The 15,894-nt window shown below is 40.5% G+C and carries 12 protein-coding genes and 1 tRNA gene; 4 read left to right on the top strand and 9 right to left on the bottom strand.

Going from position 1 to position 15,894, the window contains the following annotated elements; translation table 11 throughout:
• Nucleotides 1–104: 104 nt before the first annotated feature.
• From AC07E5_RS06765 to greB, 3 genes are all read right to left on the bottom strand, one after another.
• A complete protein-coding gene (locus AC07E5_RS06765) occupies nt 105–1,217 on the bottom strand; it encodes a hypothetical protein (RefSeq protein WP_498625082.1) in 1,113 nt (370 codons plus the stop codon).
• A gap of 106 nt (nt 1,218–1,323) precedes the next feature.
• Nucleotides 1,324–1,413 (bottom strand) — tRNA-Ser (locus AC07E5_RS06770).
• Between the two features lie 86 nt (nt 1,414–1,499).
• The gene (gene greB / locus AC07E5_RS06775) at nt 1,500–1,997 is read right to left on the bottom strand and encodes a transcription elongation factor GreB (protein ID WP_004972106.1); all 498 of its coding nucleotides are present in this window, start codon (nt 1,995–1,997) and stop codon (nt 1,500–1,502) included.
• Nucleotides 1,998–2,360: 363 nt separating this feature from the next.
• Here greB and AC07E5_RS06780 point away from each other — a divergent pair, with 363 nt between their 5' ends.
• A complete protein-coding gene (locus AC07E5_RS06780; RefSeq protein WP_498625084.1) occupies nt 2,361–3,476 on the top strand; it encodes an MltF family protein in 1,116 nt (371 codons plus the stop codon).
• Nucleotides 3,477–3,639: 163 nt separating this feature from the next.
• Here AC07E5_RS06780 and AC07E5_RS06785 read toward each other — a convergent pair whose 3' ends face one another.
• Both AC07E5_RS06785 and ttcA read right to left on the bottom strand, forming a co-directional pair.
• The gene (locus tag AC07E5_RS06785) at nt 3,640–4,023 is read right to left on the bottom strand and encodes an SCP2 sterol-binding domain-containing protein (RefSeq protein ID WP_004972111.1); all 384 of its coding nucleotides are present in this window, start codon (nt 4,021–4,023) and stop codon (nt 3,640–3,642) included.
• 248 nt (nt 4,024–4,271) lie between these two features.
• Nucleotides 4,272–5,192, bottom strand: a complete 921-nt coding sequence (gene ttcA, locus AC07E5_RS06790) for a tRNA 2-thiocytidine(32) synthetase TtcA (protein ID WP_104853169.1) — start codon at nt 5,190–5,192, stop codon at nt 4,272–4,274.
• Between the two features lie 556 nt (nt 5,193–5,748).
• Between ttcA and AC07E5_RS06795 the strand changes: the two genes are divergently transcribed.
• Together AC07E5_RS06795 and htpX are read left to right on the top strand one after the other, a co-directional pair.
• On the top strand, nt 5,749–6,636 hold the full coding sequence (locus AC07E5_RS06795) for a lytic transglycosylase domain-containing protein (RefSeq protein ID WP_004972115.1): 888 nt from the start codon (nt 5,749–5,751) through the stop codon (nt 6,634–6,636).
• A 189-nt stretch (nt 6,637–6,825) separates the two neighbouring features.
• Entirely contained in the window at nt 6,826–7,731 is a 906-nt protein-coding gene (gene htpX, locus AC07E5_RS06800) for a protease HtpX (RefSeq protein WP_498625087.1), read from the top strand.
• A gap of 111 nt (nt 7,732–7,842) precedes the next feature.
• On the opposite strand, the gene AC07E5_RS06805 is transcribed toward htpX, so the two are convergent.
• The 3 genes from AC07E5_RS06805 to AC07E5_RS06815 all read right to left on the bottom strand — a co-directional run bounded on the left by AC07E5_RS06805 (nt 7,843) and on the right by AC07E5_RS06815 (nt 13,184).
• Nucleotides 7,843–8,433, bottom strand: coding sequence for a DUF4112 domain-containing protein (locus tag AC07E5_RS06805; RefSeq protein ID WP_234113856.1), 591 nt, complete (start codon nt 8,431–8,433; stop codon nt 7,843–7,845).
• Nucleotides 8,434–8,579: 146 nt separating this feature from the next.
• Nucleotides 8,580–9,914 carry a magnesium transporter gene (mgtE, locus tag AC07E5_RS06810; protein ID WP_075175071.1) on the bottom strand — a complete coding sequence of 445 codons (1,335 nt, stop codon included), beginning with the start codon at nt 9,912–9,914 and terminating at the stop codon, nt 8,580–8,582.
• 165 nt (nt 9,915–10,079) lie between these two features.
• Complete coding sequence (locus AC07E5_RS06815) at nt 10,080–13,184, bottom strand: multidrug efflux RND transporter permease subunit (RefSeq protein ID WP_498625089.1); 3,105 nt, start codon at nt 13,182–13,184, stop codon at nt 10,080–10,082.
• A gap of 244 nt (nt 13,185–13,428) precedes the next feature.
• On the opposite strand from AC07E5_RS06815, the gene AC07E5_RS06820 reads away from it, so the two are divergent.
• Nucleotides 13,429–14,610, top strand: a complete 1,182-nt coding sequence (locus tag AC07E5_RS06820) for a hypothetical protein (RefSeq protein ID WP_498625091.1) — start codon at nt 13,429–13,431, stop codon at nt 14,608–14,610.
• A 38-nt stretch (nt 14,611–14,648) separates the two neighbouring features.
• Here the strand turns inward: AC07E5_RS06820 and AC07E5_RS06825 are convergent, their stop codons facing one another.
• The gene (locus AC07E5_RS06825) at nt 14,649–15,800 is read right to left on the bottom strand and encodes a helix-turn-helix domain-containing protein (RefSeq protein ID WP_004972128.1); all 1,152 of its coding nucleotides are present in this window, start codon (nt 15,798–15,800) and stop codon (nt 14,649–14,651) included.
• Between the last annotated feature and the right edge of the window lie 94 nt (nt 15,801–15,894).

Raw genomic sequence — 15,894 nt, forward strand, 5'->3', positions numbered from 1 at the left:
GAGATCCATGCACGTGTAGCAGTTCTTAACAGATTTACGGAATTAGGTCGACCACTTACCCAAGTTACGCCTTAAATTTGGCTCAATTAGGGGCGCTTTGCATTTCAAATCTTTGTGCAACAAAGCCTTTGAGAGTTGAAGACTAGTCTAGCTTTATCTTTTATAAAAGCTTTTGAATCAATCATTATATCTTTGCATGTCAAACCACAAATATTGAGGATTTTGTCCAACTCGCCAATTACCTCTTGTTTATTGTGGTATTCTTTTATTTCCATTAAATTTAATAATACATAAAATAAAATTGGTCGTTCTAAAAATTTAAGACCATTTTTTAAAGATGAATTGAAATAAATATAATCTTGTAATTCTTCAGCACTAAACCTCTGTGATGGCTTATATAGCCGATCCACTAAATTACTTTGATTCAATAATTCAAAATGCCTTTCTGTGAAATTCAAACATATATCTATTAGAACCCTAGAAATATCAAATAATTTTTGTAAATGTGTAATTCTAAAGCGGTTAGCAGTTAAATGAAAACAAGTCGAGTATTCTGTCAAATTAATATTATAAATATAATCCATATTAATTTTATCAAAACGGGCTATTAGAAAATTATAACTTGCTTCATTTTTAGATAACGACGAAATAAGCCCCATAGAATTTATATATTCATCAATAGTCGCAGAGCATTCCAATAAACTCACCATTGAAAAAGGGTGTCTAGATAAAGCCTCACCCTGAGAATTAAAATACCGAGCAAATAAAACTGGTCTATCAGATACGTGCCCATAAGAATCAAAGACCTTTCCGATAGTAGGTCGCAACTCCCATTGCTTGCTATTATCTTCCTGCCATAAATGACTGTAATAAGATGGATATCTAATCTTTTTTAATTCATTCGTAAAACTTTTTATTTTATGAAAACTAAATTCATCACCTTTATTCTGCTTAAATCTTTGTCTTAATGCTTGATCTAAATTATAAAAATGAGTAATCCCATAAGTTGTATGCGTCATATCAAAGTAATGTCGATATTCGTGGATAGCTGCAGAATAAAGCTTTAAAGACTCCTCAAAATCACTTAATTCTGCATCATTCTTTAAGTGTCGCAAAAAACTTTTATCATCTACATTTAAAAACACAGAATAGTCTTCAAACCCAAAACTTCCTAATAAATCTGAGTCTGCAAGAATATAGTTACTATTTAACCCCAAAACTGTTCTCCAAAATATTATTTTATTTAGCTTACTACAGGCTTACGTTGCATAAACCCCAAAAACAACAAAACCCTGACAATGTCAGGGCTTTGTTGGTAATATTTGGCGGAAGCGGTGAGATTCGAACTCACGGAGGACTCACACCCTCGTCGGTTTTCAAGACCGGTGCATTAAACCGCTCTGCCACGCTTCCAATGGCGGCTATCATATAAAGAAAAATTCAGCTTGGCAAATATTTTCTAAAAATTATGATCCAAATGTTCAAAATAAAATCAAAAATCAGTCATTTTCTGCAATTTCAGGCTTTTCATAGCGTATCGAATTAATAAACCAGCTCTTTTTGCCTAACGGCGTCTGCACTTCCACCTCATCATCTACCTGTTTAGACAACAAAGCTCTAGCCATAGGTGAATCAATCGAAATATGTTGTGGATGATGATCATAAATTTCATCCACGCCCACAATTCTCAAGGTCTTTTGCTCGCCTTGTTCATTTTCAATTTCGACCCATGCGCCAAAATATACTTTACCCTCTTGTTCTGGTGCAAAATCGACAATACGCAGCTCTTCTAAACGCTTGCCCAAATAACGTACCCGACGGTCAATTTTACGCAAAAGCTGTTTGTTATATTGGTAATCTGCGTTTTCAGAGCGATCGCCGAGACTTGCCGCCCAGTTTACTTTTTTGGTGATTTCAGGGCGTTCTTCATGCCACAAATGCTGTAACTCAGCCACGAGTTTATCGTGTCCAGAACGTGTAATTAAGTTAGATTTCATGGTGTTTTTGCAGCCGGTTTTTTACATTTGGTTAACATCAATCCTATATTTTATTGCATTTTTATACACAATAAAAATTTATAAAATTTATTTCTCAATGAAATGAATATCTTATGTTACATTTTTCAAAAAATTTATGTACAAAATTTGACATCCAAAATTTTCATCTTTATTATTCGCACATCTTTTAGTTTTGATCACTTTTTAACCTGTGTATAAATTTTACACATTTTCCCTTTAATCCCAAGTCATTTTGAATGACGTCATGACTGCCCAACCCTTATTGAATTTATCAAACTTGAAAAAGTTTAAGGTGTGTTGCCTTTGCTTTTTAGGGCATAAATTACTTGTAGCGGAGCCAACATGCACAGTAGTTCAACGTCTGGGTCTAGGCTTAGCCTTCACTCATTTTTTAATCGCCTCCCATTCAAAGTCCTCGCTTTCAGTACTGTTGTTCTCCCATTCCACAGTATTAACGCAGGCAAAGCCGTTCATCAATTTGACAGCGTCGTCAATCAGAACAAATTGACCGTTGTGTCTGTGGAAAATCCAACCACAGTGTTTAAAGATGGACAACATTTACATGGCTTTGGTTATGACCTTGTGCGTAACTATGCCGACAGCATGAATGTGAAACTCGAATTTAAAACGGTAAGCGACAATGCGACCGCTTTAAAATGGGTGTCTTCTGGTAAAGCGAACTTTGCCATGACCACGTCGAGTATCCAAAGCATCGAAAAGCAGCAACTCACGGCATTTTCTGCCAGTTGTGGCGATTTAAATACTTTAAAGCGTAATGGTTTAAATAGTGAGCTGAACTGGGTGTTTAAACACGCAGATGATCCTCTTAGCCAAACCGCAAGCAACTTTGTTTGTCGTGGCAAGCAAAACGGCTCAATTACCCAATTGGCTTCATTTTATAATCGTAATGTGGTCAAACAAGAATCGTGGGATGTGATCCAGCGGGATTTGCGTAATCGTTTACCTTTATATAAGGCCAACTTTAAAAAGACTGCCACGCAGTACGATTTAGACTGGCATCTTTTGGCGGCAATTGGTTATCAGGAATCTTACCTCAAACCCAACTCGGTTTCGCCAACAGGTGTGCGCGGTATTATGATGCTGACCAATAATACAGCCAAAGCGATGGGCGTAAGCAACCGTACCGATCCTGCACAAAGTATTCAGGGTGGTGCTAAGTATTATGACCAAATGCTGAGCCGTTATGAGCATATTCCATTTCCTGATCGTAACTGGTATGCCCTAGTCGCTTATAACATGGGTCCTGGTGCAGTCAGTCAAATTCAGAAGCGTATTCGCTCACAAGGCAAAAACCCGAACAATTGGGTTAACCTATATGCGTATTTAGACCGTAACAAAGCGAGCAACGGTCGTTATCGTCAAGCAGTGCAATATGTGACTCGTATTCGCGCCTACCTTGAGCATATTAAGACCACACCGCAATTGGTGAATATCTAAAATTTACCTCGCGTGATTGAGTTGCAGTGTATATCAGCTGCAATTCAAACATGAATAATGCGCTGTTAAAGCTGCAGTGCATAAAAAAGCCTAGTTGATACTTCAGCTAGGCTTTTTTGTACTATAGCGGGAAATTCGCCTGCTACAGCGTAAATCGCTTGAATTAAGCAGATTGCTCAAGAATCTTCTTAAATAAGTCTTTTTGTTCTTGGCTTGGTTTTGCAGTTTGTAATGCCATTAATTGTGACATATCGCCCTGTACTTTGATTTTACCTGTCATAAAGGCTTGCATAGCAGCCGCCATGTCAAACTCTAGGAATACTTTACGTAAAGTTTCCGCATCCATATTTAATGTTGTTTTTGCGTTGTCCGCCAAACCTTTTTGGATTTTACCGCCATCTAAAGACAATTCTGTGTTGCCTGCAGCATCAGTCACCACTAAGTTAATTGCCAGATTTGCAAGTGCTGGAGGTAGGTTTAAATCACCAGCTTGAGCCGTTAGATTTTCTACAGTTGCAAACCAATCATCAGTTAAAAAAGCAGGCATGATTTTTCCTCAATATATTTGTGCATGTGTGTTGTCTATCCAGACACCATCATTATTAAGCTGTTTTGCTTGCTGATTGTTATAGCATGAACCTTTCGTGAAAGGCTAAGAAATTTTGTACGGGACGTTCAGTTTTTGTATTTTTAGTCGAAATGACGACTTTCTCAAATAAATCAAATTCATAAAAAAACACCAAGCTCTGGCTTGGTGTTGATTACATTTTAAAGGGATTGACAGGCTGTTATCGCTTAGTCTGCAGCGTAGCCTAAATTGACCATATTGATGCGTTTGTTTTGCTCTGCTGCGTTTTGTTCGGCCTGATCGGCAAAATCAAATACGCGCTGGCTGTCTAACGCTTCAAAGTCGAATAATTCACGGTCTGCCAACTGCGATGGCGATACATTCTGTAATGCGCCAAAAATACTGTGCAAACGCTTAGGATGTGCTTTATCCCACTCACGTAACATGTCGTTAATAATGGCACGCTGTAAGTTTTCCTGTGAACCACACAAGTTACACGGAATAATTGGGAATTTACGCATTTCTGCATATTTAATGATGTCTTTTTCTTCCACATAAGCCAGTGGACGAATCAGCATATTTTTCTTGTCTGATGACAACAACTTCGGTGGCATGGCTTTTAAGCTACCGCCATGGAACAAGTTTAAGAAAAAAGTCGCCAAAATATCATCACGGTGATGCCCAAGCGCCACTTTGGTTGCCCCTATTTCCTGCGCAAAGCCATACAAAGAACCACGACGCAAACGCGAACACACTGCACAGTAAGTTTTACCTTCAGGCGTTAAACGCTTGGTGATGCTATAGGTGTCTTTTTCTAAAATGTAATATGGGATGTTATTTTCTTCTAAATAACGCGGCAATACATCTTCAGGGAAGCCCGGTTGCTTTTGGTCTAAGTTCACAGCCACCACATCAAAATTGATGGGTGCGATGCGCTTGAACTGCAACATAATGTCCAGCAAGGTATAACTGTCTTTACCACCAGAAATACACACCATGACTTTATCGCCATCTTCAATCATGTTGAAGTCACGAATCGCATGCCCGACTTGGCGACGCAGCTTTTTCAACAAACGATAATACGCAGAGCTGGTTGGAAGTTCTGGTTTGAAATTAAAGCCTTGATCGGACTCAACTGGTGAGAACATAGACGCGATTAACCCATGAAAAAAATTACCGCGCAATTTTAGCCGATTCAGACCAATCCCGCATCAAAAGAATGTAATTTCATCGCAATCTTCCTTTTCGTCAGAGAACTTAATTTCTGACTGCGCGTTCATTTCTGTTTGCACACTTTATTTTTGTCTGCGCAGATCGTTTTTTCTGCGGCAAGTTTGAACCCTCAGGTTCACTTTTTCGCCAAGATGCTTATCTTTTGGACTTTTCCACAGTTTTCCACAAAAGCTGTGGATAACTTTGTGGATTTAAAACAACTTGACAACGCCTCTTGCCGTTATTCTAAGGCTTCTCTTTAAATTGATTACTTTTTGATCGATTTTATTTTAATTTAAAATCATACACTTAAGTGTGTCAAGCTGATCCAATTAAAAAAAAATAAATATTTTTTTTGATTACTCTGTCAGCAATTAAGCTTGATTTTTTTCGACACTACTGTAAATGAATTTGTACAAAGCCTTTTCATCTGTGAGATTTTTGTTAAACTCCTCATAACTGTTTGGGGACAGCTTTTAGTGTATTCACAGCATGAACAATAAAATTAATGCCTTTTTACTGTATATTTTGGGGACTGCCAGCATCATGCCTTTGGCAACGACAACGCACGCAGGTCAAATTTATATGTATAAGGACAGCAATGGCAGTACCTTGCTGACCAACCGTAAAAGTGCAGATCGTTCGCTGACAAAAGTAAAAGTCACCTATTATCCAGACAGCAATATTCACAGTTATCGCAACTGGGGCAATTCCGAAGCATCGGTATTGCCAAGTTATAGCCGCAATAAAAATGCCTTTGACCATATTATTCAGCAGGCAGCACAGCAACACGGTGTTTCAGAAGGTCTAATTAAAGCGGTAATGCATACTGAATCGGGGTTTAATGTCAACGCCCGCTCGCCTGTCGGTGCGCAAGGTTTAATGCAGCTCATGCCTGCGACAGCACGACGTTTTAATGTTAGCAATGCTTATGACCCGCATGAAAACATTATGGCGGGTGCAAAATACTTGGCTTGGTTACTCAAACGCTTTAATGGCAACACCACTTTAGCTTTGGCGGGCTATAACGCAGGCGAAGGCAATGTTGCAAAATACGGCGGCGTACCGCCTTTTCGTGAAACACAGGATTATGTACGTCGTGTGACCAGTCGCTATAGCAACCTATATGCTAGCGGCGTTAGTGCAAGTTCTGGCAGTAACGCGATTACGGCAAATAACAATAGCAATACTCAGAGTCAAAATGCACAAGTGATTGCGCAGTCAGACAATTACACTGCCAGTAATCATCAAGTGGCGGCAAACAAACGTCCACAACGTCAAATTATTATGGCTGCCGATGGTCGCTTTACCGATGCACCTGCAGGTTCTTACGCGACAGGGAATGCCACGGCTTCGGCACGTATTTTTATTTCAGAATAAAAGCTACAGCACTTCATTTGAGCTTGCGGCAACGCAAGCCTTTTTGAAATGCCAATTGCAGTATCAGCGCAAAATATTTTTAGTACAGTTTTATTATTTTTTCTTGAATTTTTAATACATACACCGCATATTTACGGCATGGTTTATTAATAAATCAGATTACATTTTTAATATAAGAGGATTTACTCAATGATGCGGATTGGTTTGTTCTTGCTAACCAACCTCGCGGTACTGGTTGTAGCTGGCATAATTTTGTCACTCTTCGGTGTCGGTAGTTACCATGGCGCGGGTGGCTTAAACCTAGGCAACCTGTTGGTCATCTGTTTTGTCTTTGGTATGGTTGGCTCTTTAATTTCACTATTCATGTCTAAATGGATGGCGAAAAAAACAACTGGGACTGAATTAATTGACCCGAATGCCCCTCGTAACCAAGCTGAAGCGTGGTTATTAAATGAAGTTGCGCAATTGTCGCAACGTGCTGGTATCAAAATGCCAGAAGTGGGTATTTTCCCTTCTTACCAATCGAATGCTTTTGCAACAGGTTGGAATAAAAACGATGCTTTAGTCGCTGTATCTACAGGGCTGCTTGAGCGTATGAACAAAGATGAATTACGTGCAGTTTTGGCACACGAAATTGGTCACGTTGCCAATGGCGACATGGTGACCTTGGCACTCATTCAAGGTGTGGTCAACGCATTCGTCATGTTCTTTGCCCGTGTTGCAGGTGACTTCATTGACCGTAACGTATTTGGTCGTGAAGACGGCGAAGGACCTGGCTTGGCTTATTTTGCAATTACCATTGTACTGGATATCGTATTTGGTATTTTGGCCTCTTCAATCGTGATGTGGTTCTCGCGTCAACGTGAATACCGTGCCGATGAAGCAGGTGCACGTTTGGCAGGTAAACAAGCCATGATTTCTGCATTATTACGCTTACAAGCAGAATCTGAAATGCCAGATGCAATGCCAAAAGAAATGAAAGCTTTTGCGATTTCTGCAGGTAAAGAAGAAGGTTTTAGCTTGGCAGCGTTATTCCAAACTCACCCAAGCATTGAACAACGTGTTGCGGCCTTACAGCAATTAAATTTACCTTAATACGCATAGCAACACATTAACAGCGACACCAAAAAGCTTCCTCAGGGAAGCTTTTTTCATGTCTGTAAATTGAATCTGCCAGATGGTTTTGGACTTTTTAAACGGGCTGTTTTAAACGGCAAAACTTTGTGACCAGTGCCACAACCAACTTGCACCAAGCCAGACCGCCCAAATAAAGAAAATAAGAAAAATCACGCCAAGCAAATCAGGCAAATGTAACCACAGCCACGCCACCACTGGATTACGCCAAAATGCCGACTGCTGTTGTTTGCGTTCCAATCGCTCATGTAAAAAAGGATGTACCACATGATGCTCACTGTGAATCTGATATTCTTCACGGATATGCGTATGCACTACATCTAAAGCTTTACGGCTTGGACGAATAAATACATCAAATACTGTGCCGACAATTGGCACAAAACCAACTACTGCATCCATCACAGCAAGTTTAATCACTGGCGTGAGTTTAGTTTGCGGTACACCAATTTGTTTGGCTTTATAAATCGCATAACAGGTCAGTGCAAAACCTGCGACATCCCCCGCGACAGGTACAGTGCCTAATGCGGCATCTGCCCCCACACCCTGCTTGGTAAATGGAATACGCACCACAGAATCCATCATATTGGCAAACTTGGCTAAATCGCGCTCTAAGCGAATCACCTCTTGCTGGCTAAGTTTTTTTGAAGATGCTGGTTCTGGCATAGAAAACGTATCGTTGGGTAAATGCAATCTAATTGAGAATAAAGCAGTTTTTTACTCAGGTCTGTTATGATTTTATAAACAGAATTTTGATCAATGCAAAAAGTTTTAAGATGAGGTGTTGAATGAGTCATCATCACCGACAGCGTTTAAAGTAACAACTGTGAAGCAATAAATAAGTACACCACCACACCCGTTGCATCACAAATCGAAGTCACCAAAGGTGCAGAGGCGCTGGCAGGGTCTAGTTTCAGGCGATGCAAAATAAAAGGTAGACTCATGCCAATTAAACAACCCATCAGCACAATGCCCAGCATACTCAGTGCCAATACCACAGACACCATCATATCGCCACGGTAATAGCCTAAAATTGAAACCGCAAAAGCCATCGTTCCACCCAAACATAGCGCCACCAAACTTTCACGTCCGAGTAAATGCAGCCAATCTTTAAATTGCACATCACCTGTAGCCAGTGCCCGTACCATTAAGGTCGCAGACTGAGAACCCGCATTACCACCACTACCGACCAAAAGCGGCAAGAAAAAAACCAGTACAATATGTGCTGCAATAATGTCTTCATAATGCGCAATGCCAATTCCAGACAATAAACTGCCAAATACCAAAATCACCAACCAAAACACACGTTTGCGATATAAAAATAAAATTGGCGCAGTTTTTATACTCATGCCAGGTGAAGACGCTACCGCACTGGATTTTAAAAAGTCTTCTGTAGTTTCTGCCTGTACCACGTCCATCGCATCATCATAGGTGACAATCCCCAGTAAATGCTGTGCATCATCTACAATCGGTAAGGCCAAAAAATCATAATGGCTGAGTTTTTGCGCGATACTTTCCTGATCTTCAGTCACCAAACCTGTGACCAAATCGGTGCACATCACATTTTTAATTTTTTGTTCAGGCGGGTTTTGAATAATTTCCCTTAAAGAAATAACACCCAATAGTTTCATTAGTTCATCGACAATATAAATCAGGTACAAAGTTTCCCGATCTGTGGTCATTCTGCGCAATTCATCTATAGCTTGCTGCATGTTCAGTTCTGGCGAGAGCACCACGAAATCCGAACTCATAATCGCGCCCGCAGATTCTTCAGGATAGCGCGCTAAAGTCTGAATCTGTGCGCGTTTTTCTTCCGTAATGTGTAAGCTGACAAAACGCTGTAAATGCGGAGAAAGTAACTTAAATAAGTCGGTGCGGTCATCTGAATGCATGGCTGAAATCAGTTTGACCAATTGCTGCGGTGCAATCGCTTCGGCAATTTGAAGTTGTGAATGCAGTGGTAAAAATTCCATCACCAAGGCAGCACTGTCAATTTGTTCAATTAAACTCAGCTGTGCTTTCAGGCTTAAATACTGCATCAAGTCGGCTAAATCGGCAGGATTGATACTGTCGATCAGGCTGTGTACTGTGCTTGGCTGATGCAATTGTAAGGCTTGTTCTAACTGTTCAGCGTGCAGATTGGTCATTGCTCTCACCCACTCCATCATTCCAAAAACGTAAAATGAAGAATGGGCGCAGTGTCTCGGCCCAAACCAACCCTTAAAAAACCGAAAATCTGTAGATTTATGCAAGATTTTTAGCGTTTCATATCATAGCCTATAATTTTGCTAAGTGCCTAATAAAAAACATCTTTAGTTTATGGGTGATGAACGATTCACTTGAAATATAGAACGAACCAGCACATACATAAACGGAATAAAAACAAGCACTAAAATTGTGCCAAAAATAACTCCACCTAAAACACTCACCCCAATTTCCTGACGGCTTGCTGCACCTGCACCAAAGGCAAATACTAGCGGCAAAATACCTGCGCCAAATGCCAATGAAGTCATTAAAATTGGTCTAAGCCGTAAACTCGCACCTTCTAAAGCAGCTTGCACCACTTGTTTTCCCTGCTGCTGCGCCACAGAGGCAAATTCCACAATTAATATTGCATTTTTACAAGACAAACCAATGGTGGTCAGTAAGGCAATTTGAAAATAAATGTCGTTAGGAAAGCCGGCAAAATAACTAAATAGAATATTGCCACCTATACCCAATGGAATTGCAGTCATTACTGCGGTTGGAATGCTCCAGCTTTCATACAAGGCAGCCAAACACAGAAAAATAAAACCAATTGAAACCAAATATAAAATTAAGGCTTGAGCGCTGGACTGATTTTCTTCATAAGACAATCCACTCCATGCCAAATCTATTCCTTGTTGCTGTGCAACTAATTGTTCCAAATCACGCATAGCCTGACCAGAACTTTTGCCTTCTGTCGTATCGGCTTCCATTTGCAAGGCGCTATATCCCATGAAACGATTGACCACTTCAGGCCCACCGCCCCAGCTTAGCTGGGCAAACTGGCTAAATGGCACCATCTGGTTTTGTTGATTACGTACCGACCACTGATATAAATCTTCAGGTTGGGCACGAAACTCAGCATCGCCTTGCATAATCACACGTTTAATTCGGCCACGATCAATAAAATCATTAATATAATTGCCACCCCATGCAGCCGACAAAGTGCTGTTGATTGCAGTTTGGGTTAGACCCGCTGCCATGGCTTGTTTCTGATCCATTGTGACATTTAATTCAGCTTTTTCTGGATTAGCACGCTGATCCAAATTTTCAAAACTTGTGTATTGAGTCGCTTGCTTCGCTAAGTTTTCAAACTGTTGCGTTAAAAAGTCCCGCCCTGCACCATTCACATCCCGAATCCAAAACTCTAGACTGTCGGTTTGACCCAAGCCACGTACTGAAGCAGGCAATCCAATCATAATCTGGGCATCAGGATGCTGACGAAAATGTTGCATCGCCCGTTCACGAATGGCTTCTGCGGTATTCGCTTTACCCGTGCGTTCATCCCAATGTTTAAGTGCTATAAAGCCTTGTCCTAAATTCTGTCCCGTTCCCGAAAAATTACGTCCATAACGCAGCATCACCAAGTCAACATTGTCTGCCTCTTGCTGCATGAAATATGCACGGACACTTTCTCCCACTTCTCGGCTTTTCGATAATGGCGCACCTTCTTGTAATTTAATTTGAACAGATAACATGCCTTGATCTTCATTGGGAATAAAACTGGTAGGTAAGGCACGGTAAAATAAGGCAAAGACCGTGAGCAAACTGGCAAAAACAACCAGACAGATGCTCTTATGTTGCATGGTCCATGCAGAAAGCTGGAGATAGCGTTGTTTGAGTTGTTCCAGTTTTTGATTAAACCACAACGCCCATTTTGCAGGCTGTGGATTCGGCTTTAAAATCAAAGCACATAATGCAGGCGTTAAAATGAGCGCAACCAGTAAGGATAAAGACATTGCCGTAACCAACGTAATGGAAAACTGACGATAGATCACGCCTGTTGACCCACCAAAAAACGCCATAGGAATAAATACTGCTGTCAGTACTAAAGTAATACCCACCAAAGCACCACTAACTTCCTGCATGGATGCAATGGCGGCCTGTTTAGCGTTTAGCTGCTGTTCATGCATTAAGCGCTCTACGTTCTCCACCACCACAATCGCATCATCCACCAATAAACCAATCGCCAAGACCAACGCAAATAAAGTCAGGGTATTGATGCTCATGCCAAATACTTGCAGAATGGCCATTGTCCCCAAAATCACCACAGGCACAGTCACGGTGGGAATAAGCGTGGCACGCCAATTCTGTAAAAATAGGAACATGACTATCACGACTAAAATGACCGCTTCAATTAAAGTTTTCACCACTTCTTTAATTGATTCCTGCACAAATGGCGTGTTGTCTCTTGGAAATACGATTTGATAGCCATCAGGTAACTGTTGTTTTAAGTGCTGTATTTCTTTTTGAATTAAAGCTGAGGTTTGCAGCGCATTCGCCCCTGAAGATAAGGAAATCCCCATACCTGCCGATGGAAAACCATTAATGGTATTAAAACTTTGGTAATTTTCTGCGCCCAACTCAATCCGTGCAACATCTTTTAAATAAACAAAGCCGCCTGTTTGATTGGCCTTTAAAATAATATTTTCAAATTCTTCTACAGTTTTTAAGCGTGAACCTGAGGTAACTTTGGCATTGAGGTATTGATCCTGAGCAGTCGGTAATTCTCCAATTGCCCCTGCGGCAACCTGTGTATTTTGTGCTTGTACTGCTGCCCGAATATCGCTGGGCATTAAGGCATATTGTTTAAGCTTTAAAGGGTTTAGCCAAACTCTCATGGCATATTGCGAACCAAAAACATCGACCTCTCCTACACCCTCAATACGGGCAAGGTCTTGTTCCAAATGGCTCATCATATAATCTGATAAGGCAATATTACTGCTTTTGCCTGTAGCATCGTACAGCCCAATGACCATGTGGGTATCACCCAATGATTTAAAGACATTTACCCCCTGACGCTGCACATCTTCAGGTAAGCGGTTAATTGCGCCATTAATCGCATTTTGTACCTGGACTTGTGCGGTATCGGGGTTGGTACCATTTTCAAAGCTAATGCTGATGCGACTTCGTCCTGAAGAATCACTGCTAGAACTGAAATACAGTAAGTGATCTAAGCCTTTAATTTGCTGTTCTAAAACCTGTGTGACGCTTTCTTCAACGGTTTCTGCCGAAGCTCCCGTATAGGTTGCGCTGACAGTGATACGAGGTGGTGCAATGTCTGGATAGCGTTCTACTGGTAAATTTAATACTGAAAAAATCCCGAGTGCCATCACCATAATGGCGAGCACACCAGCAAAAATAGGACGTTCAATAAAAAATTTAGACAGCATAAAACAGGATCACTTTCTGGTGGCGATTGGGCTTAAACACGCAATATTTTTCTTCAAATTAACATAGGCGAGTGGATCTTCCGTGACTGAAAATCAAAAAATTATACTTTTTCACAAAAATATTGTTTTTTCTTCATTTTTTCTCACAGATTTAAGCCCTTAACCTCCTCATTTTAGGATATGCAGCGACTCAGCCATGTTTTTATACTTTGTCTATAAACAACGAGATGACAAGGAAATCATGATGAAAAAAACGTTAATTTGCTTAACCTTAGCAGGTTTACTCAGTGCATGTGGCGGTTCAGACAATGATTCTGGTAGTTCTGCTCCCCCACCTTCAAGCTCCCTAAAAACTGGGATACTGACCGATGGACCTGTAACTGGGGTTAAATATCTCAGAGCTTCGAGTTCAGGTGATAGTATTGAAGGTACAACTAATGATAAAGGTGAGTTTGAATATGCGGAGGGCGATACTGTTCGCTTCCTGATTGGTGATGTGCAACTGGGCGAAGCCATTGAAGCTAAAGCACGTATTACCCCACTAGATTTAACTGAAAATGAAAATGCCCGTACCAACTTAATGGTATTGCTACAATCTTTAGATGCCGATGGCGACCATAGTAATGGGATTGAGATTAGTGAGGAGACTCAAGCAGCCTTCAATGCTGTAAATCTAGATTTTAAACAAAGCAGCACCGACTTCGCAACTGAAGTGCTTAGCAAAACACCCCTCACAGTTGACCAACTCGTGACACCAGAAAAAGCTGCAGAAAACTTCCAAGCCACCTTTTATAAAGATATTGCTGGAACTTGGGAAATTGGACGCACCAACACATCTGCTGTTTTATTACATATTTTACCAGACGGACGTTATGCGCTAGGTGAAGCAGATGTAGCTGATGAAACAGGGAAGTCTGGTATCGAAACAGGACGACTAAATTGGAATGCTTTAACTTCAGCGCTGAGCCCTGTGATCTCAGTAGATACTAATGGAGACTACGGGCTTTCACATCCAGACAATGATGGTCATTACCGCCTAAGTTATAACGGTACAGATTTAGTGCTGACTGATGTAGGAAGTAATAGCACCTATATTTTAACTAAAGTCAAACAATCATCAGGTTTAGTCGGCACTTGGCAATTTAATCAAACTCATTTATTTGCTTTCTTTGACACAGGATTCTATTTCTTGTTAGACACTGAAGGCGATGATGATTGCGCTAACCCAGGTATTGAATATGGCAAATATTCAATGACAGCCAATACACTTGCCGCAACAGAAGTGTTATATGACACCAACGATTGCGGTGGCTTACAAGACTCTTGGGATGGCAGTAAAGTGAATGCAACTTATAGCATCTCCGGAACAAGCCTAACCTTGCATCCGCAAGGCGAAGACTCTGTTACCCTACAACGTAGTAACTAAACATATTTTAAGGCTGCCTAAGCCAAACTTAGGCAGCTTTAACCAATATGCTCAAAATGAATGGTACAACCCATTAATAAATGCATAAGTTCAATTTGCGAGTTGCATTGGGTTTTTTCATAAATATTTTTAAAATAAGTGCGCACCGAACTGAGGGTAATCCCGCAATGTTCCGCAATTTCTTCTAACTTATAACCATTCAACAACAACTCACACAACTCAAACTCACGTTTAGATAATTGATAAGCTTGCTGCAAATAGGCTTTAGACAAGGCATAGTGCTGATGTTTATCGGTCAGAAATACCGCAATTTGATGTTGTCCTGCATTTTGATGCTGCATATTTTTTAATTTAGAACAAGGTACGATAGTCAGCATTAATTGTTGTCCTTTCGCATCTGACAAAGACAATACACCGCCTACATCTGCGTTTAATGCCGACTGTCCCAACAACGCTGAATGTAATAGTTGATCTAAACGACTTTGATCATAAGCATGGGTTTTTAATCGATTATACAAATCCAAATCTAAACATGAATCGTGTTCCAGCATGCTTTGAGCTAAAGGGTTTGAATAAGTCAAACTCAGCTGATGATCAAGCAAAATTACACCTGTTTTTAAATGATCGAGCACGCTATACAAACTTAAATTTTCTTGTTTAACCAAACTAAACTGACGATGGATTTGTAAAGCACGGCGTAAATGCACACCCAAATGCTTTAAAAAATCCAACTCTTTTTGTTGATACGGCGCTACATCTGGCGCACGGTGTAATCCCAAAACCGCCCAGCGATGTGAACCCTGATCGAGCAAAACAGCCGAGATATAACTAATTCCCGTCGGATTCAAACACCGTTCATAAAAGATATATTCATCACTTTCAGGGTTTTCCCCATAATGCGATAAATCCGAGCTCGCTACTTGGCCCACACCTAAATTTTCCCACAATACTCGGTGTAACTGCATGTCAATCACACGAATCCGCTCATCACGATAGGCATGCAAAGCTTCATCTGGAATATTGTGACTAAATAAAAAATCGTAACTTGGACTAAATTGATCTAAGGCAGTAAAAATGGCGGTTTTACTGTCTGTATATTGAACAATTTTTTCAATTACTTGCGGCCATAAATTCACATCTACAGCGGCATCATAAATACTGCCTATAATTTCGTGTTCTCGGTTATCCATTTTTATCCCCTTTATGCCTACTCCAATCTGCATTACATTTATTTAATCATTTGTTTTTCTTATTGTTCTAAAAAGAATAATGAGTTTTATTCAC

The organism is Acinetobacter seohaensis (assembly GCF_056431365.1).